Annotated in this window: 14 protein-coding genes and 1 tRNA gene; 10 read left to right on the top strand and 5 right to left on the bottom strand. The window is 51.4% G+C overall.

Annotated elements, in window-relative coordinates; all coding sequences use genetic code 11:
• Positions 1 to 490: 490 nt before the first annotated feature.
• From IEW70_RS13210 to IEW70_RS13200, 3 genes are all read left to right on the top strand, one after another.
• A complete protein-coding gene (locus tag IEW70_RS13210; protein WP_229751980.1) occupies positions 491 to 1,786 on the top strand; it encodes an ABC transporter substrate-binding protein in 1,296 nt (431 codons plus the stop codon).
• A 73-nt stretch (positions 1,787 to 1,859) separates the two neighbouring features.
• On the top strand, positions 1,860 to 2,732 hold the full coding sequence (locus tag IEW70_RS13205; RefSeq protein ID WP_188648388.1) for a carbohydrate ABC transporter permease: 873 nt from the start codon (positions 1,860 to 1,862) through the stop codon (positions 2,730 to 2,732).
• A gap of 112 nt (positions 2,733 to 2,844) precedes the next feature.
• Positions 2,845 to 3,633 (top strand): carbohydrate ABC transporter permease, encoded by a 789-nt coding sequence (locus IEW70_RS13200; protein WP_229751989.1) that lies wholly within the window; start codon positions 2,845 to 2,847, stop codon positions 3,631 to 3,633.
• A gap of 118 nt (positions 3,634 to 3,751) precedes the next feature.
• Here IEW70_RS13200 and selA read toward each other — a convergent pair whose 3' ends face one another.
• Together selA and selD are read right to left on the bottom strand one after the other, a co-directional pair.
• Positions 3,752 to 5,155: an L-seryl-tRNA(Sec) selenium transferase gene (selA, locus tag IEW70_RS13195; RefSeq protein ID WP_188648387.1), complete on the bottom strand. Its 1,404-nt coding sequence runs from the start codon at positions 5,153 to 5,155 to the stop codon at positions 3,752 to 3,754.
• Between the two features lie 118 nt (positions 5,156 to 5,273).
• Positions 5,274 to 6,329 carry a selenide, water dikinase SelD gene (gene selD, locus IEW70_RS13190; protein WP_188648386.1) on the bottom strand — a complete coding sequence of 352 codons (1,056 nt, stop codon included), beginning with the start codon at positions 6,327 to 6,329 and terminating at the stop codon, positions 5,274 to 5,276.
• A gap of 176 nt (positions 6,330 to 6,505) precedes the next feature.
• Between selD and IEW70_RS13185 the strand changes: the two genes are divergently transcribed.
• The 7 genes from IEW70_RS13185 to IEW70_RS13155 all read left to right on the top strand — a co-directional run bounded on the left by IEW70_RS13185 (position 6,506) and on the right by IEW70_RS13155 (position 14,432).
• Complete coding sequence (locus IEW70_RS13185; RefSeq protein ID WP_188648385.1) at positions 6,506 to 7,519, top strand: LacI family DNA-binding transcriptional regulator; 1,014 nt, start codon at positions 6,506 to 6,508, stop codon at positions 7,517 to 7,519.
• A gap of 147 nt (positions 7,520 to 7,666) precedes the next feature.
• The gene (locus IEW70_RS13180) at positions 7,667 to 8,830 is read left to right on the top strand and encodes a cysteine desulfurase family protein (RefSeq protein ID WP_188648384.1); all 1,164 of its coding nucleotides are present in this window, start codon (positions 7,667 to 7,669) and stop codon (positions 8,828 to 8,830) included.
• Positions 8,827 to 10,029 (top strand): tRNA uracil 4-sulfurtransferase ThiI, encoded by a 1,203-nt coding sequence (gene thiI, locus IEW70_RS13175; protein ID WP_188648383.1) that lies wholly within the window; start codon positions 8,827 to 8,829, stop codon positions 10,027 to 10,029. Before IEW70_RS13180 ends, thiI begins: the two co-directional genes overlap by 4 nt.
• Positions 10,030 to 10,121: 92 nt before the next feature.
• Positions 10,122 to 11,804 carry a M20/M25/M40 family metallo-hydrolase gene (locus tag IEW70_RS13170; RefSeq protein ID WP_188648382.1) on the top strand — a complete coding sequence of 561 codons (1,683 nt, stop codon included), beginning with the start codon at positions 10,122 to 10,124 and terminating at the stop codon, positions 11,802 to 11,804.
• 126 nt (positions 11,805 to 11,930) lie between these two features.
• On the top strand, positions 11,931 to 12,599 hold the full coding sequence (locus IEW70_RS13165; RefSeq protein ID WP_188648381.1) for a TerC family protein: 669 nt from the start codon (positions 11,931 to 11,933) through the stop codon (positions 12,597 to 12,599).
• A 128-nt stretch (positions 12,600 to 12,727) separates the two neighbouring features.
• Entirely contained in the window at positions 12,728 to 13,339 is a 612-nt protein-coding gene (locus IEW70_RS13160; protein WP_188648380.1) for a YkoP family protein, read from the top strand.
• Positions 13,314 to 14,432 carry an MGDG synthase family glycosyltransferase gene (locus tag IEW70_RS13155; RefSeq protein WP_188648379.1) on the top strand — a complete coding sequence of 373 codons (1,119 nt, stop codon included), beginning with the start codon at positions 13,314 to 13,316 and terminating at the stop codon, positions 14,430 to 14,432. The genes IEW70_RS13160 and IEW70_RS13155 overlap by 26 nt, the downstream gene beginning before the upstream one ends.
• Before the next feature lie 185 nt (positions 14,433 to 14,617).
• Here the strand turns inward: IEW70_RS13155 and IEW70_RS13150 are convergent, their stop codons facing one another.
• The 3 genes from IEW70_RS13150 to IEW70_RS13140 all read right to left on the bottom strand — a co-directional run bounded on the left by IEW70_RS13150 (position 14,618) and on the right by IEW70_RS13140 (position 16,833).
• Positions 14,618 to 15,442: a metallophosphoesterase gene (locus tag IEW70_RS13150; RefSeq protein WP_373285972.1), complete on the bottom strand. Its 825-nt coding sequence runs from the start codon at positions 15,440 to 15,442 to the stop codon at positions 14,618 to 14,620.
• Between the two features lie 120 nt (positions 15,443 to 15,562).
• Positions 15,563 to 15,637 (bottom strand) — tRNA-Gln (locus IEW70_RS13145).
• 293 nt (positions 15,638 to 15,930) lie between these two features.
• Positions 15,931 to 16,833, bottom strand: a complete 903-nt coding sequence (locus IEW70_RS13140) for an aldo/keto reductase (protein WP_188648378.1) — start codon at positions 16,831 to 16,833, stop codon at positions 15,931 to 15,933.
• Positions 16,834 to 16,907: the final 74 nt, after the last annotated feature.

Here is a 16,907-nt window from a genome sequence, read left to right as displayed (position 1 = left end):
CAGGGCTGTCTCATCAGCCCATCCCATGCAGTTAGAAATGTACCCGCATGGGCGGCGTACCTGCGACCAACGGAAGTGCCCGTGGTATTACCAGTACGCTAGTTCCTCCATCTCACTCTCATGGTTTTACCCAGTAGGAGAGATTGGTTCGCTACTGGAACCCCATACCATGACGTTTACAAGGAACGAACCCACTACCCGTGGGATGGGCACCGCTCATACGTTCGATTATACCCTGTATTGGTTGCTCTTTCCAACCGAAAAGGGGTGTTGAGCGACGCCGCCTTTCATCCCACGATTAAAACCGTGGGCTTTCAGCCGGCACTTTCTGTAAACGAAAACATCCGGATATTTTTCATCCGGCAGGAAAGTAAGGGGTGAGGGCGGAATATCATTGTTGTGCAAACGCTTACTTGGTTGGTGCAACAGTGGAGAAAGGATTTTTAGCACGTTGGTGCAAACGGTTGCACAATTATAAGGGGGGAATTGTGTGTTCACCAAGAGGAAAGCGCTGATGATGTTGTTGGTATTATCTCTGATGATCATTCCGATGCTGGCAGGATGCAGTACTGCCGGTGACAGCGGAAAAACCACGATTACGATGGCTGCATGGGGCAATCCCAGCGAGCTGAAAGGCTACAAGAAAGCGATCGCTGCCTTTGAGAAGAAAAACCCGGATATCAAAGTCAACCTCGTGCCGGTGTCCATCGATGTTTACGAACAAAAAATCATGACGCAAATGACCGGGGGAAATGCACCGGACGTGTTTTATGCCCACGAAGCGTTGATGGCCAAACTGGTGGAAAGTAAGAGTGCGGCACCGTTGTCGAAACGGCTGAACGGAAAGGATAGCGCGGTGAAGCCGGATCAATTTGCGCAAGGTTTGTGGGGGCCCGCCAAGCAAGGGGACGAGATTTACGGAGTGATGGTGGACGCTAACCCGATGGTGATCTACTACAACAAGAAAGTGTTCAAGGAAGCGGGAGTGAAAAGCCCGCAGGAATACTATGATGAAGGCAAGTGGAACTGGGACACCTTTCAAAAGGTTTCAGACCGATTCAAGAGCAAAGGGAAGTACGGCTTTGTTCAGGAAAATTGGGGAGGCCCGATGCTGACCTGGATTTCTTCCAACGGCGGCAAGATGTACGACGAAAATGGAAAGATCATTCTGAATAAGGACAAAAAAGCCGCAGAAACCCTCCAATATCTCGCGGACAACGTGAAAAAGAAAAACTTTATTTATGCAGGTTCTCTCCCGGAAGGGCAGGGGCTGGAAGCGATGTTCATGTCCGGCAAAGTGGCCATGGTGGGAGCCGGACGGTGGTTGACGCCGCTGTTTAAAGACAATCCGTCCGTTCAGTTTGACTATATCCCGTGGCCGACTAACACCGGCAAAAAAACCGAACCTGCGGTCATCGGTACTGCCTATATGGTGATGAACAAGCAATCGAAACATGCGGATGCCGCCTTTAAATTCCTTTCTTATTACACCTCAGAGGAAAGCCAGAAGCTGCGTTTGGAACACAGCGGCAACGCCATTCCTTCCATTGACGGCATTGATGAGGTAGTAACCAAGGACGGCGTGCCGGAGCACGCAGAGTATCTGCTACAGGCGAGGGAAACCGGTTTCACCAGTGAACCTCAAGCCCGGGTACCGGCAGTGAACAAACTGGCTGAAGAGTCCTTCGATCTGCTGTTCCTCGGCAAGTTCAGTCCGGAAAAAACCATTGAGAATTTGACCAAGAAAGGGAATCAGGTGATCACTGAGCATCAAGCCAAACAATAAAAAGGCCGGACAACAGGCGATAGAAGAAGGGAAACCTTCTTCTATTCCCTTTTTCAACAAAGAGGTGGGCGCTATGGTTCAAAAACAACGGATGTTCTGGGGGTATTTGTTTATCGCTCCCCAGCTGATTGGACTGTGTGTTTTTGCGCTGCTTCCCCTGCTGGGAGTGGTGGGCTTGAGCATGACGGAATGGGACGGTTTCGGCAAGGTTAAGTTCGTTGGATGGAACAACTTCATTCAACAGATTGACAACGATGCTTTTTGGATGGCGTTATGGAATACCGTTTATTACACGTTGATGGTGATCCCCGCCAGCATCACCCTATCTTTGTTATTGGCGTTGGCTCTCAATAAGGTGCGGGGGAAAGCCATCTATCGATTGTTTTATTTCATGCCCGTCGTAACCAGTTCGGTCTCGATCGGCGTGATTTGGATTTGGATTTTGAACGGGGATTTCGGGATTTTGAACCAGATACTGAAGCAAATCGGTATTGAGGGTCCCGATTGGCTGACAGATACGGATTGGGTGATGCCTTCCATTGCCATGCTGAGTGTCTGGTGGGGACTGGGGTATAACATGGTGATTTTTTTGGCGGGGCTGCAAGGGATTTCCCGCAGTTATTATGAGGCGGCAGATATTGATGGGGCCAATGCACTTCAGAAGTTTTGGCATATCACGCTTCCCCTTCTTTCTCCTACCACTTTTTTCATTACGATTATGGCTGTGATCACCTCCTTCCAGGTTTTTGACCAGGCATATGTAATGACCCAGGGAGGCCCGGCCAAGGCCAGTTACACCATGGTCTATCACATTTACGATCAGGCTTTTGTTCACTATCAAATGGGCGCAAGCTCAGCGGCTGCGTTGATTCTGTTTTTGATCATCCTGGTCTTCACCCTGATTCAGTTCCGAATGTCCAAAAGGTGGGTGCATTATGAAGGCTGAAACGGTACACTCCACGCAACAAATGAATCACCCCCCGCAAGTGAAACCATTCCTCAACCCTCCATACCACCGAAAAAAACGCGGGCGGGTAACCGGCTTGTTTTTTCATCTGATGTTGACTGCGGGCGCATTGCTCATGGTGTTTCCCTTTTTCTGGACCATTACAAGCGCGTTAAAAGACAACTCGCAAATATTTGCTTCGCCGCCGAAGTGGATTCCGCACCCTGCTGTGTGGAGCAATTTTTCGGATTCCTTGCAGGCGATGCCGTTTGCGGGGGCATATTGGAACAGCTTTTACATCACGACGGTGATCGTCGTGTGTCAGTTGCTCACGGCGTCCATGGCCTCTTATGCCTTTGCAAAAATCCGGTTTCCGGGTGCCAATGTCCTGTTCATCCTGTTCTTGTCCACCATGATGATTCCCAAACAGGTGACGATGATCCCCGTGTATTTGATCATTAAAAATCTGGGGTGGGTGGACAGTCATCTGGCCTTGATCGTCCCCAATGCGCTTTTGAATGGATTCGGCGTATTTCTGTTGCGGCAATTTATCATGGGAATCCCCAAGGAATTGGAGGAAGCCGCCATCATCGACGGAGCCAGCCCTTTCCGGATATACTGGAACATCATTCTGCCTCTGATCCGGCCGGCACTGGCCGCCTTTGGCATCTTCACTTTTTTAGCAACCTGGAACAACTTCCTGGAGCCGCTGATCTATCTCAGTACACCGGAAAAATTCACCGTTCCCGTGCTGTTGAACAGCTTTAAAGGATTGTACGTCACAGACTGGTCCTTGATGATGGCGGGAACAACCATATCCGTCATTCCGGTATTGGCGGTTTATCTCATTGCCCAGAAATATATTATCGAAGGAATCACCATGACCGGAATCAAAGGATGATGGCGGTTTTCCCAGGTGAAAATAGCAACTGTTTGCACGTCCCCGAGACCCAAAAAACAAGAGAAAAAGGACTGCCCACCATAGTGCAGTCCTTTTTCTCTAAGGCGGCAGATGCCTATCAAGGAAACACATCCTGGAACAATTGCGGGATCTGTCTCAATTCCTGGGGCTCCACTGTTCGCAGATCCAACAACAGCCGGTCTTTGGAGATCCGTCCGATGACAGGGATGGCTCCCTGATGAAGACGGCGGTCCAGTTCAGCAGGGGAGAAAGTGGAACTGGTGATGGCAAGGCAATGGGTAGGCAGCTCCACATCGGGAAGGGAACCGCCGCCGACATGAGAAGTGGAGGGAAGGATCTCCATTTCAACGTCAGCGGGCACTTTTTCCCTCATATACCCGTACAGCTCCTCGGCACGGCGAAAGATTTCTTCCGGTTTTCGCAGGATGTTGCGCAGTGTCGGAATCTTTTCGGCGGCCTCCTTCGGGTGCAAATAATGGCGCAAGGTGGCTTCCAATCCGGCTAATGTAAATTTGTCCACTCGCAGGGCACGTGCCAACTGGTTTTTTTTCAAGCGGGAAATCCACTCTTTTTTTCCCGCGATAATCCCGGCTTGCGGTCCTCCCAACAATTTGTCGCCGCTAAAGCTCAATACGTCCACTCCTGCCTGAACGCATTCCTGGACAGTCGGCTCATCGCCGATGCCGTGGGTTTTGAGATCATATAACACCCCCGAGCCCAAATCTTCGTAGCAGATCAATCCGTGTTCCCGCGCCAGGCGGACCAACTCTTCACGGGGGACTTCCTGGGTGAATCCGATCACTTTGAAGTTGCTGGTATGAACTTTCATCAACATGACCGTCTCCGGCGTGATCGCTTTCGCTACATCGCTGGAGCGCGTTTTGTTTGTCGTGCCGACCTCCACCAACCGGGACCCGCTTTCCCGCATGATTTCCGATACGCGAAAGGAGCCACCGATTTCCACCAGTTGGCCCCGGGAAACGATCACTTCACGGTCACGAGCCAAAGTGCGCAACACCAAAAACACAGCCGCGGCGTTATTGTTGACGACCATGGCGGCTTCTGCACCAGTCAGGCGACAGAGAAGTTCTTCCACGTGTTCATGCCGGGAACCTCTCTCCCGGGTATGCAGGTTATATTCCAGGTTGCTGTAGGAGCGGGCCGTCTGTTCGACGGCATGCGTCGCAGCGTCGCTCAATACCGCCCGGCCCAGGTTGGTATGCAACACGATTCCCGTTGCGTTAATCACCGGACGCAACCGGGAGGAAGTCAGCAGATCCAGGCGCATTCTCACTCGGGACAGGATGGCTTCAGCCGGCCGCGGCGAAGGGGCGGGCTCTTCCAAAATGGCTTTCCGTTCCAGGCTCAATATATCGGAAATGGTTTGAGAAACCCACTCCGGCGGCAATTTCTCCTTGTAGGAAGCCAGATCAGCATGGTGAAGGATGGTATGTACGGCGGGCAGTTGTCGGAGTGCCTGTTGTTGTTTGTCTGTGGGCATGGCAACTCAGACCTTTCCAATCAAATTTTTTTCATCATAGCGGATCGGGAAAAGAGAAGCAAAAAAGTTCAAAAGGGGACCCCCGTGATTCCCGGGGGTCCTTTGGATGTTTCTTTTTTCAAATGATATGGATAGAGCCCGGATGCTCCCGGGTGACGGTACCGATGATGCGGGCATCGTTCACCCCTTGTTGATGCAGATCTTCCAGTGCGGCTTCTGCTTCTATTTCCGGCAGGCTTGCCAGCAGACCACCGGAGGTGACTGCATCGCACAAAATGATGCGGGTGATTTCGTCCACGTGGGCTTCGTAAGTGAGGCATTTCGCGAGCCAGCGGGCATTGGCCTTGGTCCCTCCGGGGACGACCCCCTTTTCAGCCAATTCACGGGTGCGCGACAACACGGGGACGGCGGAAGCGTCCACTTCCAAGCCGACACAGCTGGCTTTGCTCATTTCCAAGGCATGACCGAGCAAACCGAAGCCGGTCACATCTGTGCAAGCATGAACGGAATATCTCTGCAGTGTTTCCGCGGCAGTTCGGTTTAGGCAGGCCATCACTTCGGTCACCCGAGCGACTTCAGCCGATGTTACCTGGTCCCGTTTGATTCCTGTGGTATGAATGCCCACCCCGATTGGTTTGGTCAGGATCAGGCGATCTCCAGGTTGGGCCCCCCTTTTTCGCCATACCTGAAGGGGATGGACTTTACCGGTAACGGCCATGCCGAATTTGGGCTCCGGATCATCGATGGAGTGACCGCCGATGATATGGGCTCCGGCTTCGGCTGCTTTGTCGGCAGCGCCTTTTAAAATTTCCGCCAGAAGAGTCGGGTCCAGCTTGCTGACAGAAAAGCCTACCAGATTGAGAGCGGTGATGGGAGTGGCACCCATGGCGTACACATCACTCAGGCTGTTGGCCGCTGCGATTTGGCCGAAAGCATACGGGTCATCCACCACCGGAGTGAAAAAGTCAACGGTTTGAACTAGAGCCACATCCTCGTTGATGCGGACGACACCGGCATCATCCGGCTCCGATAAACCTACCAGTACATCTGGACCGGTTTCTTGTTGGGGTAAGTGACGCAGAACCTGCGCCAGGTCCTCAGGACCGATTTTGCACCCTCACCCGGCTTTGGCGGAGAGTTGTGTCAAACGAATCCGATCCCGTTTGTTGTCCATATGGTTTCACCTCCTCGATTGGATGATCCGCAACGGTTCTATTATATCCCACATTTCGCTTCCGGGGGGTTTTTGTTCGACTTCGCTTGTGTTCATTTGCCGACAAATCCCGTATAATTTCAAATGAAAACGGTTGCATCTGCACAGTGCAATCAACAGTCAAAGGAGAAAGAGATATGGCCACGATTAAAGATGTTGCCAGAGCGGCCGGCGTGTCTCCCTCCACGGTTTCTCGAGTGATCGCGGGAAGCGATCGGATCAGCTTAAAGACTAAAGAGCGGGTGCGGCGGGCCATGGAACGGTTGGATTACGTCCCCAATGCCATCGCCCGCAGCTTGGCCCGAAGCCATACCCGTACGGTGGGCTTTACATTGGCCCGGCGAGCGGATCAGGCCTTTTCCAATCCTTTTTTTTCAGAAGTCCTTCGGGGGATGTCTTCGGTTGCCCAGAAACGAGATTATAATATCTTGTTGTCGATCAGCATGGATGAACGGGAAGAGCGGGACAAATGTTTACAGTTGCTTCGGGAGCGCCGGGTGGATGGTCTCATCGTCTCTACATCCCGAATAGAAGACCCTTTGATCGAAGCTTTAGTCGATGAAGAGGTAGCTTTTGTCGTTATCGGGCGCAGTGCATCTCGGCCGGTATTGTCGGTGAACAATGACAATATTCAGGCTTCCTATCAAGCCGCCATGCATTTGTTGAAGCAGGGATACAGGCAAATCGCCTTTATCAGCGGGCCGAGCGAGCTAGTAGTAAGTGAAGACCGTTTAAAAGGGTATCAACAAGCGTTGATGGACTCTGGTATCCCAGTAAGTAAGGATCATATCGCCTCGGTGGAGTTTTCCGAGGAGGAAGGGTTCCAGGCTTTGTCCCGGATGCGGGAACAAGGCATTCCCTTTGATGCGGTCTTGGCTGCCGATGATTTGTTTGCCCTGGGAGCCTTGCGTTTTGCCCAGGAATATCGTATTTCCATCCCGGATGAACTGGGGATCATCGGGTTTAACGATACCCCGTTGATGACCTATACACATCCGCCCTTGTCTAGTGTTCGCATTCTCTCCTATGAGCTGGGGGTGGAAGCGATGGAATTGCTGATCGATGTGTTGGAGCATCCGGAAAAGCGAAGAAACTCCAAGGAGATCGTGCTGCCTTCTCAATTGGAAGTGCGCCGATCCACCTCACGCTAGCGCCCCATGTGGGCGCTTTTTTCAAGGGAAAGATCCTCGGGCTTTCGGAGATAATAGTAGTGAACGCTTTTATTCATTGTACCGGGTGTGGTATGATGGCAGAAGGATTTTGTGAACGGAATTTGAAAGGCAAAGGATGGACAGATGATGGTATACCTGGATAACAGTGCGACGACGCGGCCCGATCCGGAAGTGATTCGGGTCCTTTCCGATGTGATGGAAAACATCTATGGCAACCCCTCCTCCCTGCATGGGCTGGGTGGAAAAGCCGAACGACTGGTGAAACAAGCGCGGGAAGCAGTGGCAAAAACCCTCGGGGTTTCGCCCAAGGGGATTGTTTTCACCTCCGGCGGAACCGAGTCCAACAACGCCGCCATCAAGGGAGCAGCTTTTCAGTACCAAAACCGGGGACGCCATTTGATTACCACTGAGGTGGAACATGCTTCGGTCTATGAAGTGTGCCGTCAGTTGCAGGAGCTGGGCTGGAAAGTGACCTTCCTCCCGGTGGATGTGCAAGGGCGCGTCCGGCCGGAAGATGTGGAAAAGGCGCTTACCTCGGAAACGGTGTTGGTGTCTGTGATGCATGTGAACAACGAAGTGGGTACCGTACAGCCGGTTCAAGCCATCGGATCCCTGCTTCAAGCGTATCCCAAGGTGCTGTTCCATGTGGATGCGGTCCAATCCTTTGGCAAGATTCCTCTCCGTCCAAAGGAATGGGGGATCGACTTGCTGTCCCTGTCCGGCCATAAGTTTCACGGCCCCAAAGGGGTGGGCTGTCTCTATATCCGGGAAGGGTTGCAATTGATGCCGCTGTTGGTGGGCGGTGGTCAGGAAGAAGGGTATCGTTCCGGCACCCAAAATGTCCCGGGGATTGCCGCCTTTGCAAAGGCAGCGCTGCTGGCGGCAGAAAAAGGAAAACAACACGCTCCCCGGCTGTATCAATGGAAAATGGAGATGCTTCAAAAACTCCAGTCCAAACTGAGCGGAATGATGGTCAACGGAGATCTCAGCCGGGAGGGATGCGCCCCGCACATTTTGAGTCTGGCTTTTCCGGGGCTCAAATCGGAAGTGATCGTTCATGCTCTAGAGGAAGAAGGAGTGTTTGTCTCGAGCAAGTCCGCCTGCTCTTCCAAAGGAGAGAAACCCAGCCGCGTTCTAAAGGCCATGGGTTTGTCGGATGAGGAGGCCGTCGGGGCGATTCGGATCAGCATGGGTCTGGATACGACACAGTCGGACGTTGAAGCGTGCACAGATGCATTGCTTCGGGTTATTCCCCAATTACAACAAGTGATGAAGGTGCATGGATCATGAAATACGATTTGATTTTGATTCGGTACGGTGAATTGGCGTTAAAAGGGAAAAACCGGTCGGACTTTGAGAATCGTTTATTGGAGAATATCCGGCAAAAACTGAAGCCTTTTGCCGGCGTTAAAGTGAAGAAAACCTTCGGCCGCATCTTTGTCGAACTAGGGGGACGGGAAAGTGAACCCGTCCTCCGGGCTTTGACGGAAGTATTCGGTATCGTGGGCATCAGCCTGGCCAAACAGGTTCCCTCGGAGTTGGAGAGCATACGGCAAGCGGCTGTGGAACTGGTGCAGGATTTGGATCCCCGCCCCCGGACGTTTAAAGTGGCCGCCAAGCGATCGGATAAAAGCTTCCCTCACACTTCCCAGGAACTGAACCACCTGATCGGCGGGCATGTATTGCGCAATACGGAGGATCTTCGCGTGGATGTCCATCGGCCGGAATTAACCTTAAAGGTAGAGGTCCGGGGGAAATATACGTATCTCTATGGTGCCAATCTGCCGGGTCCCGGCGGTTTGCCTGTGGGAAGCAGCGGCAAGGTGATGCTGCTGTTGTCCGGCGGGATCGACAGCCCTGTTGCCGGTTATCTGGCGCTGAAACGGGGCGGGGTGCTGGAAGCGGTTCATTTTCACAGCTACCCGTACACCAGTGAACGCGCCAAGGAAAAAGTGGTGGATCTGGCCCGGATCTTGACCCGGTTTGGCGGGAGAATCCGCCTTCACGTGGTGCAGTTTACGGAGATTCAGACCGAGATTCGCAAGCATGTCCAATCTTCTTATTCCATTACGGTGATGCGTCGTTTCATGTTGCGGATCGCCGAGCAGATCGCCCGCAACAACCAAGCATTGGCTTTGGTAACCGGCGAGAGCTTGGGACAGGTGGCCAGCCAGACCCTGGAGAGTATGAATGTCATCAATGCAGTGACCAGCTACCCCATATTGCGGCCGTTGGTGGGGATGGATAAACAGGAAATTATGACGATCTCCAAAAAGATCGGCACCTATGAAACATCGATCTTGCCCTATGAAGATTGCTGTACCGTTTTTTTGCCCAAAGCCCCCAAAACCCGGCCGGATCTGAAGGTGACGGAAGAGATGGAAGCGAAGCTGGATGTCGACGCTTTGGTGCAAAAAGCCGTAGAGGAGACGGAAGTGCTGGATCTTCGTCCCGATGAAAAACAGGAAGAAGAGTTTTCCTATTTTTAAGGGGTAGCGATGTGAAGAGTGCGAGAACCATCACGTTCTCGTTGCTTTTTTAGCGAAAGAGTCAGAATAGATAAAAAAGAGGGGGAGATTGGATGCTAAACTTTCGGGAGGAAGTATTGGAGTTGACCAAAATGCTGGTTCAACATCCCAGTATCGTGGGAACGGTCGGAGAGCGGGATATTGCTTATACGATTTATGATTATCTGCAACAGATCCCTTACTTCCAGAAACACCCTTCCCATCTGCGCTTAAGTCAGACCGAGGGGGACGAAAAAGAGCGGTATAATGTGTTGGCTTTGGTAAAGGGGGAAGATGGGAACCATGAAGAAACCGTCATTTTGATGGGTCACCTGGATACCGTCGGAATCGAGGACTACGGGAAGTGGAAACCATGGGCTTTTTCTCCAGACGAACTGATGGAGCGCTGGAAAAACAGCAAGGTCAAAACGCAGGTGCGGCGGGATTTGGAGCAGGGGGAGTGGCTGTGCGGAAGAGGCTCTGTCGATATGAAAAGCGGTGTTGCCTGTAATATGGCCTTGATTCGTCATTTTGCCGAACATCCTGAAGAATTGAAGGGGAATGTGGTGCTTCTGGTGGAATGCGATGAAGAAGACAATTCCCATGGGATCTTGTCGGCGCTGAAGGATTTTCAATATTGGGCCCAACAACAGAATTTAACGTATGTAGCCGCGATCAATACCGATTATACAGCACCGCGGTATGAAGGGGATCCTCATCGGTATGTCTATCTGGGAACGGTGGGGAAGCTGTTGCCTTCCTTTTTTATCGCAGGTAAGGAAACCCATGTGGGGCAGGCATTTGAAGGATTTGATCCCAACCTGATTGCGGCGGAATTGACGGCCCGGCTGGATTACAACCCCGACTTTTGTGACGAGATGTTCGGAGAGGTGACCCTGCCGCCGGTTTCCTTGAAACAAACCGATCTAAAAATGAAGTACGATGTACAAACATCATTGGCTGCTTTTGTTTATTACAATTTCTTCGTATACAGCTGGTCCCCCAAAGATGTGCTGGAACGGTTAAAAGAGGTGGCTGTCCGTGCCTTTGAACAGGCACACACCAAATTTCAGGCCCGGTATCGACAGTATTGTGAACTGAGCGGAGATCCATACCAGCCGGAAGAGTTTGAACCGAGGGTGTATACTTATGAGGAGTTTTTTCAGGAGTGCAAAAAGGCGCATGGTGCGGAGTTTGAAAACGGGATGCGCCATTTTGCCATGAATTTGTTGAATGAGGAAGAATTGGATTTGCGCCTTTTTTCCTGCCGCATGGTGGAAGAGATGTGGAGCTGGGCGGAGGATAAGAGTCCGGCCATTATCCTATTCTATTCCTCCATTTATATCCCACGGATTGTGCTGAATGAAGGAGAAGATCGGGATTTGCGGCTGATCGAAGCTGTCAACCGGGCTGTGGACGAAGTGCAGCCCTACTATGACCAACCGATCCAAGTGCGTAAATTTTTCCCCTATATTTCCGATATGAGCTTTGTTGCCATCAGCGATGATGAAGAAGGAATTCAGGCGTACGAACGGAATATGCCGGCTCTGGGCACCAAACACAAGATGGATCTGGAAGCGATCCGCGCATTGGATGTACCCGTAGTCAATATCGGTCCTTACGGCATGGATGCCCACAAGCAGTGGGAGCGTGTGGAGGTTCCCTATTCCATGCAAATCGTTCCCAATCTGAATTACCGGGTCATCCGTCATGTATTAGAAAATCGCGGTCCGAAGCCATCAACCAGCTCAAGCTGAGAGCTGGCACCATTTTCCCTCCTTTTTCCTCTAGGATTCAGACCTGCTCCTATCGATGTTTCTATGTTAACGTAGATAGGTAATGGTTAAAACAAGTCCCTTGTGGTGAAAGGAGGAGAAGTGTTCATGGATATGCATTTTTGGATTGGTTTTTTTAATATTATTGTTTTGGATTTGGTCTTGAGCGGAGACAATGCCGTAGTCATCGGTATGGCTTCCCGGAAGCTGCCCGAGGAGCAGCGCAAAAAAGCGATCATATTGGGAACGGCAGCGGCGGTGCTGTTGCGTGTGGCATTGACGCTGATTGCCGTGTGGTTGTTGCAAGTCCCTCTTTTGAAAGCTTTTGGCGGCGTGCTGTTGTTGTGGATTGCGGTCAAATTGTTGCTGGAAGAGGATGAAGTAGAAGACGACCTGGATGTGGGTCAGGGGTTGAAGGCTGCTGTGAAAACCATCATCATTGCCGATGTGGTGATGAGTCTGGATAATGTGCTTGCCGTGGCAGGGGCTGCACACGGGGATTTCTTCCTGGTGCTCTTTGGTTTGGCTTTGAGCATTCCGATCCTGATGTGGGGAAGCAAGGTGGTTGCAACTCTGATGAATACCTTGCCCTGGCTTACCTATGTCGGAGCGGGAATTTTGGGTTATACCGCAGGTCAGTTACTGGTGGAAGACCCGTGGATTCACGGGCCGCTTACCCAATGGTGGAGCGGCATCATTTGGGGAGCGCCGATTCTGTTTGCTGTAGTCGTTATACTGATCGGGAAATGGTGGAAACATCATCAAGCTTCCGCTTAAAACAAATAGCAAAAGCCCGTCTGCTCCGTTGCAGGCGGGCTTTTTCCTTTTACAGCGGAGTATGTCCGTTCCCGAAGGGACAAATACTAACATTGTACTTTGATCCATCGAATGGGAGGAAGCCGCAAATGTCCACCGGACTGTTAACCGCCTGGGGGATTTGGGACCGCATTTATTACCGGCTCAGCCGGTTGCAATACGTGGACAAACAGAGCGGGAATCTGTTTCGGGTGGTCGTTAAGCGATATTCCGGCGAACCCTTGCCTGGCATCGAGGGAGTCCTGTTAAAAAAAGGGGACCTCTACGCCAAGTTGCATTTGCACAATTATCGCATCGCCCGTATTTTAGAGGAAACCGTTCGAAAAGATCCCCAGTCTTCCGAAACCAAATGGGCCTTAATTATCTTAAACCTGGTGCGTCAATCGGTTCCCGCTCTTGCTGATTATGTCGCTCGGCATCCTCGTGTCGGAGAGATTCAGGCTCTTGTGGGAACCACCTTTTTGCATCGGGGTGCAGAGCGTTTTGGCTTTCAGTTGGCTGATTTGCCCGACTCATGGTATGCCCGCTTCAAAACCCAATTTTTCAAGGTGATTGTTTATTGTTGTCATCCCAAAGGATGGCAGCGCCTTCGGCTGCAGGGGCATCATCTTACTCCTAAACGGGTATATATCTCTAAGGAACAATTACTCCAACGATATCAGACGGTGAATGGTAATGGCACAAATATGGATTATGACTGAAACCATTGGTGGGAACGGACACCAGCAGGCCGCCAGGGCGTTAGCCAAAGGCCTTGCTCATGCGGCACCGGATGTACGTGTACAGATTCGCAGCGGATTGCCTGTATTTAGTCGTTCGCTGGAGAGTCTGACACGTACGGTGTATTTGAATACGCTGCAATATGCTCCCTCCTTGTGGGGAGCTGCTTACAGCAAAGAAGAGGAATTCAGCCAGGCCTTCCGTGATAGATGGGCCAAGATTCTGTCGGCTAAATTGGAGGGACTGTTTTCCTGTGAAGTTCCTGAAATAGTGGTTTGTACTCATGCATTATGTGTCGGGGCATTGGCACGGATTAAAAAACGTCTTTCGTCTTCATTTCGGCTGGGCGCAGCGATTACCGATTTTGACGTCAATGGCTTTTGGGTGCATCCGGATGTCGATTTTTACTTGGTTGCCCATGAAAAAGTGGCTGAAAAATTAAGGTATACTTACAAAATACCCGCCGATCGGATTTTCCCAACCGGTATTCCCATCGATCCGGACTTCGCCAAAAAGCGTCCGGAAAAACGAGTATTAAGAGAGCAACTCCGGTTAAATACCGATGCCTTCACAGTACTGATGATGGGTGGAGGAGGCGGAATGGGCCCCATGGAGTCCTGTATCCAGACCTTTTTGACACAGATGCCGGATGTGCAATTGGCCGTGGTAACCGGGAAGAATGAAGGGTTGCGTCAACGATTGCAACATCGTTTTCCCGATGCGGATCGACTTCATCTGTTCGGATATGTTGACGGGATTGCCGATCTGATGCAAGCAGCCGACTTATTGATCTCCAAGGCCGGAGGATTGACCACCTCGGAAGCGTTGGCTATGGGATTGCCTCTGCTGATCTGTCGCCCCATTCCCGGGCAGGAGGAACGAAACAGCCGCTTTTTAACCTCCCAACGGGTGGCCCTTCGCCAAGATCAACCGATCAACATTCCGCGCCACATTTATCCCCTGGTACAATCCCCCGAGCGCTGGGACGGGATGAAGGAGAGAGCCCGTCAGTTGGGTCGTCCACGTTCGGCTCTGGATGGGGCTGCTTGTATATTGAAGCAGCTAAACCATTGACAAGGCTTTGTCCAACAAAAAAAGCTCTTCTGCCCGTTGTTTCCTCTGGACATTCGATGTGACCGGTGTCTGCAAGGTGCGATATTTTTTTGTAACTTGCGGTCCCATCGGTTTGTTGTCCCCAAAGGTTCCTGTTTGGGCAGAAGAGCTGTACCGGGCAGCGAATAGCTGACCGGGTTTTCCGATTACATCGGGTTACCGATGTTGTGGAAGGTGATTTCCGGACGGGAGCGCAGCCGGAGCTTGACACCGGTTTGCCCCAGTCCGTCGCTGATGTAAAAAGCGCGATTCTGATGATAGTGCAACCCGCTGATAATATTGAGTTGGGGTAGTTTACCCATTTTTTTCAAGTGATAGGGCTTGGGCCAGTGGATCTGACCTCCGTGGAAATGTCCGGACAACAGGTAATCAAAGTGGTGACCGTCCATTTCCAACACGATGTTGGGATCATGTGTCAGAACGAGGTTGATCCCTTCCCCCACTCCTTCATAAGCTTTGTCGATGTCACTTCGTTTGGTAAAGTGATCATCAATGCCGATAATGTTGAGGGTTTGATGTCCCAGTTGAATTTGTACATGTTCATTAATCAGGACAGTGCAACCCCGCTTTTCCATCTCTTTTTTCAAATAGGGCAGGGAATCTGCGATCACATAGTCGTGGTTGCCGAAGACGGCGTACATGCCGTATCGGGGCTTCAGCGTCTGCAGTGCTTCGATATATTTCAAAAAGCGGTTGATCATCCGCTTGGTATCCAAATAATCTCCTGTCAGAGCGATCAGGTCGATGGGTTCATCTTTGACTTGAGCCAACAAGGCTTCCGGTGTAATCGACAATTTCTCCATATGAAGGTCAGATAAGTGAAGGATCCGTAAGCCGTCGGCGCTCAACGGATGGCTCAGTTCCAATTGTACCCGCTTGATGAGGGGCTTGAACGTGTTGCGCCGGGCGATAAACCAAATGATCGCTACCGCGGCCAACAGGATCATCCAAAACCACATCATCCATTGCATAGATCTCACCACCAATCTACTTGACCCACATTAATCTATCTTAAAGGATGCAGTTGGTGGCGTCGAGTGAAAAAAACATGAAAAACCTTGGGTTTAATTCCAAGGTTTTCATTTCCATTTTGGCTGGGGAGGCAGGGTTCGAACCTGCGCATCACGGAGTCAAAGTCCGTTGCCTTACCACTTGGCTACTCCCCATCAACCTTTTGACATCCATTACTATGCCGCAAATGCAGCCGATGGATACATCAAACAAAAAGGAAAAAAGCACCGATAATAAGCGATGAATCAATGCCCTGTGGTTGCGGTGCCGAGTGGGGCAAAAGAAAAAGCCTTGTGTGCTCCTGCGGGCATTAGCACCCGGGGGCACACGTCAGGCCTTCAACGTTTTGCTCCCGTTATGGCTGACTCCACGATGGCTCTTTCGCTCCTGGGGAGTAGAAAGTTGCTAAGGGGCGGACCTTTCGCTTCGGTGCGGATCATCGGGTTCCTCAGGGTACATCGTGTCCGACGGCACAGGTCCAGATTTCAAACCATTGCTGACGGGTGAGCGGGAGCTCCAACGCTTTCACCGCCCGGCGAATCCGCTCGGTTTTGCCGGAACCAACAATCGGCATCATTTTCAATGGATGTTGCAACAGCCAGGCATACATTACCTGATCGATGCCGTCTGCTCCCAGATCATCGGCGATTTGCTCCAAGGTATTGCGCAAACGGCCGGCTTTGGGATCTTCGGAATGGAAGATTCGGCCGCCGGCCAACGGGGACCAAATCATGGGGCGGAGCCGCTTTTCCCAGCATTTTTCAATATTGCCGTTGTCAAAATGCTCCAGGTTCATCACATTGACTTCGATCTGGTTGGTAACCAGCGGGAAGTCCAGGTAGGAGCTCAACATATCCACTTGAACAGGAGTAAAGTTAGAGACGCCGAAATGAAGGACTTTGCCCGCTTGGCGCAACAGCGTAAACGCTTCCGCTACTGCTTCAGGGTCCATGAAGGGGTCGGGACGATGAATAAGCAATACATCGATCCGGTCGGTTACCAGGTTGGACAGGGACTGATCGACTGCGGTCAGAATGTGTTCCTTACTGGTGTCATAATGCTTGATGTATGTATTCGGATGTTTCTCCGACAACGGCTTGATGCCGCATTTGGTCACCAGCTGCATCCGGTCCCGCCATTCAGGCTTTAGGGAGAGGGCTTTGCCGAAGATCTGCTCACATGTGTAATCCCCATAGATATCCGCGTGATCAAAGGTTGTGATGCCCATTTCCAGGCAGTCTTCGATGAGTTGTAAAAGTTCCTGTTCGGAGTACTTCCAATCTGCCAACCGCCACATGCCGTGAATGATGCGGGAAAAAGAAAGTTCATCTGTCAGTTGTACTCGCTCCATAAGCAGCTCCCCCTATGTGTGGTCATCCTCACCATTTTACATCGAATAAGGGATGATCGAAAGGGATAAGAAGG

Origin of the sequence: Marinithermofilum abyssi (assembly GCF_014641195.1) — a bacterium.
Classification (GTDB): domain Bacteria; phylum Bacillota; class Bacilli; order Thermoactinomycetales; family DSM-45169; genus Marinithermofilum; species Marinithermofilum abyssi.
This window is presented reverse-complemented; position numbering and strand designations above follow the sequence as displayed.

What these genes read in the sequence shown, in the direction of transcription:
- IEW70_RS13205 (WP_188648388.1), top strand. Translation starts at nt 1,860, where the DNA reads ATGGTTCAAAAACAACGGATGTTCTGGGGGTATTTGTTTATCGCTCCC.
- IEW70_RS13200 (WP_229751989.1), top strand. Translation starts at nt 2,845, where the DNA reads ATGTTGACTGCGGGCGCATTGCTCATGGTGTTTCCCTTTTTCTGGACC.
- selA (WP_188648387.1), bottom strand. Translation starts at nt 5,155, where the DNA reads ATGCCCACAGACAAACAACAACAGGCACTCCGACAACTGCCCGCCGTA.
- IEW70_RS13185 (WP_188648385.1), top strand. Translation starts at nt 6,506, where the DNA reads ATGGCCACGATTAAAGATGTTGCCAGAGCGGCCGGCGTGTCTCCCTCC.
- IEW70_RS13180 (WP_188648384.1), top strand. Translation starts at nt 7,667, where the DNA reads ATGGTATACCTGGATAACAGTGCGACGACGCGGCCCGATCCGGAAGTG.
- thiI (WP_188648383.1), top strand. Translation starts at nt 8,827, where the DNA reads ATGAAATACGATTTGATTTTGATTCGGTACGGTGAATTGGCGTTAAAA.
- IEW70_RS13170 (WP_188648382.1), top strand. Translation starts at nt 10,122, where the DNA reads ATGCTAAACTTTCGGGAGGAAGTATTGGAGTTGACCAAAATGCTGGTT.
- IEW70_RS13165 (WP_188648381.1), top strand. Translation starts at nt 11,931, where the DNA reads ATGGATATGCATTTTTGGATTGGTTTTTTTAATATTATTGTTTTGGAT.
- IEW70_RS13160 (WP_188648380.1), top strand. Translation starts at nt 12,728, where the DNA reads ATGTCCACCGGACTGTTAACCGCCTGGGGGATTTGGGACCGCATTTAT.
- IEW70_RS13155 (WP_188648379.1), top strand. Translation starts at nt 13,314, where the DNA reads ATGGCACAAATATGGATTATGACTGAAACCATTGGTGGGAACGGACAC.
- IEW70_RS13150 (WP_373285972.1), bottom strand. Translation starts at nt 15,442, where the DNA reads ATGCAATGGATGATGTGGTTTTGGATGATCCTGTTGGCCGCGGTAGCG.
- IEW70_RS13140 (WP_188648378.1), bottom strand. Translation starts at nt 16,833, where the DNA reads ATGGAGCGAGTACAACTGACAGATGAACTTTCTTTTTCCCGCATCATT.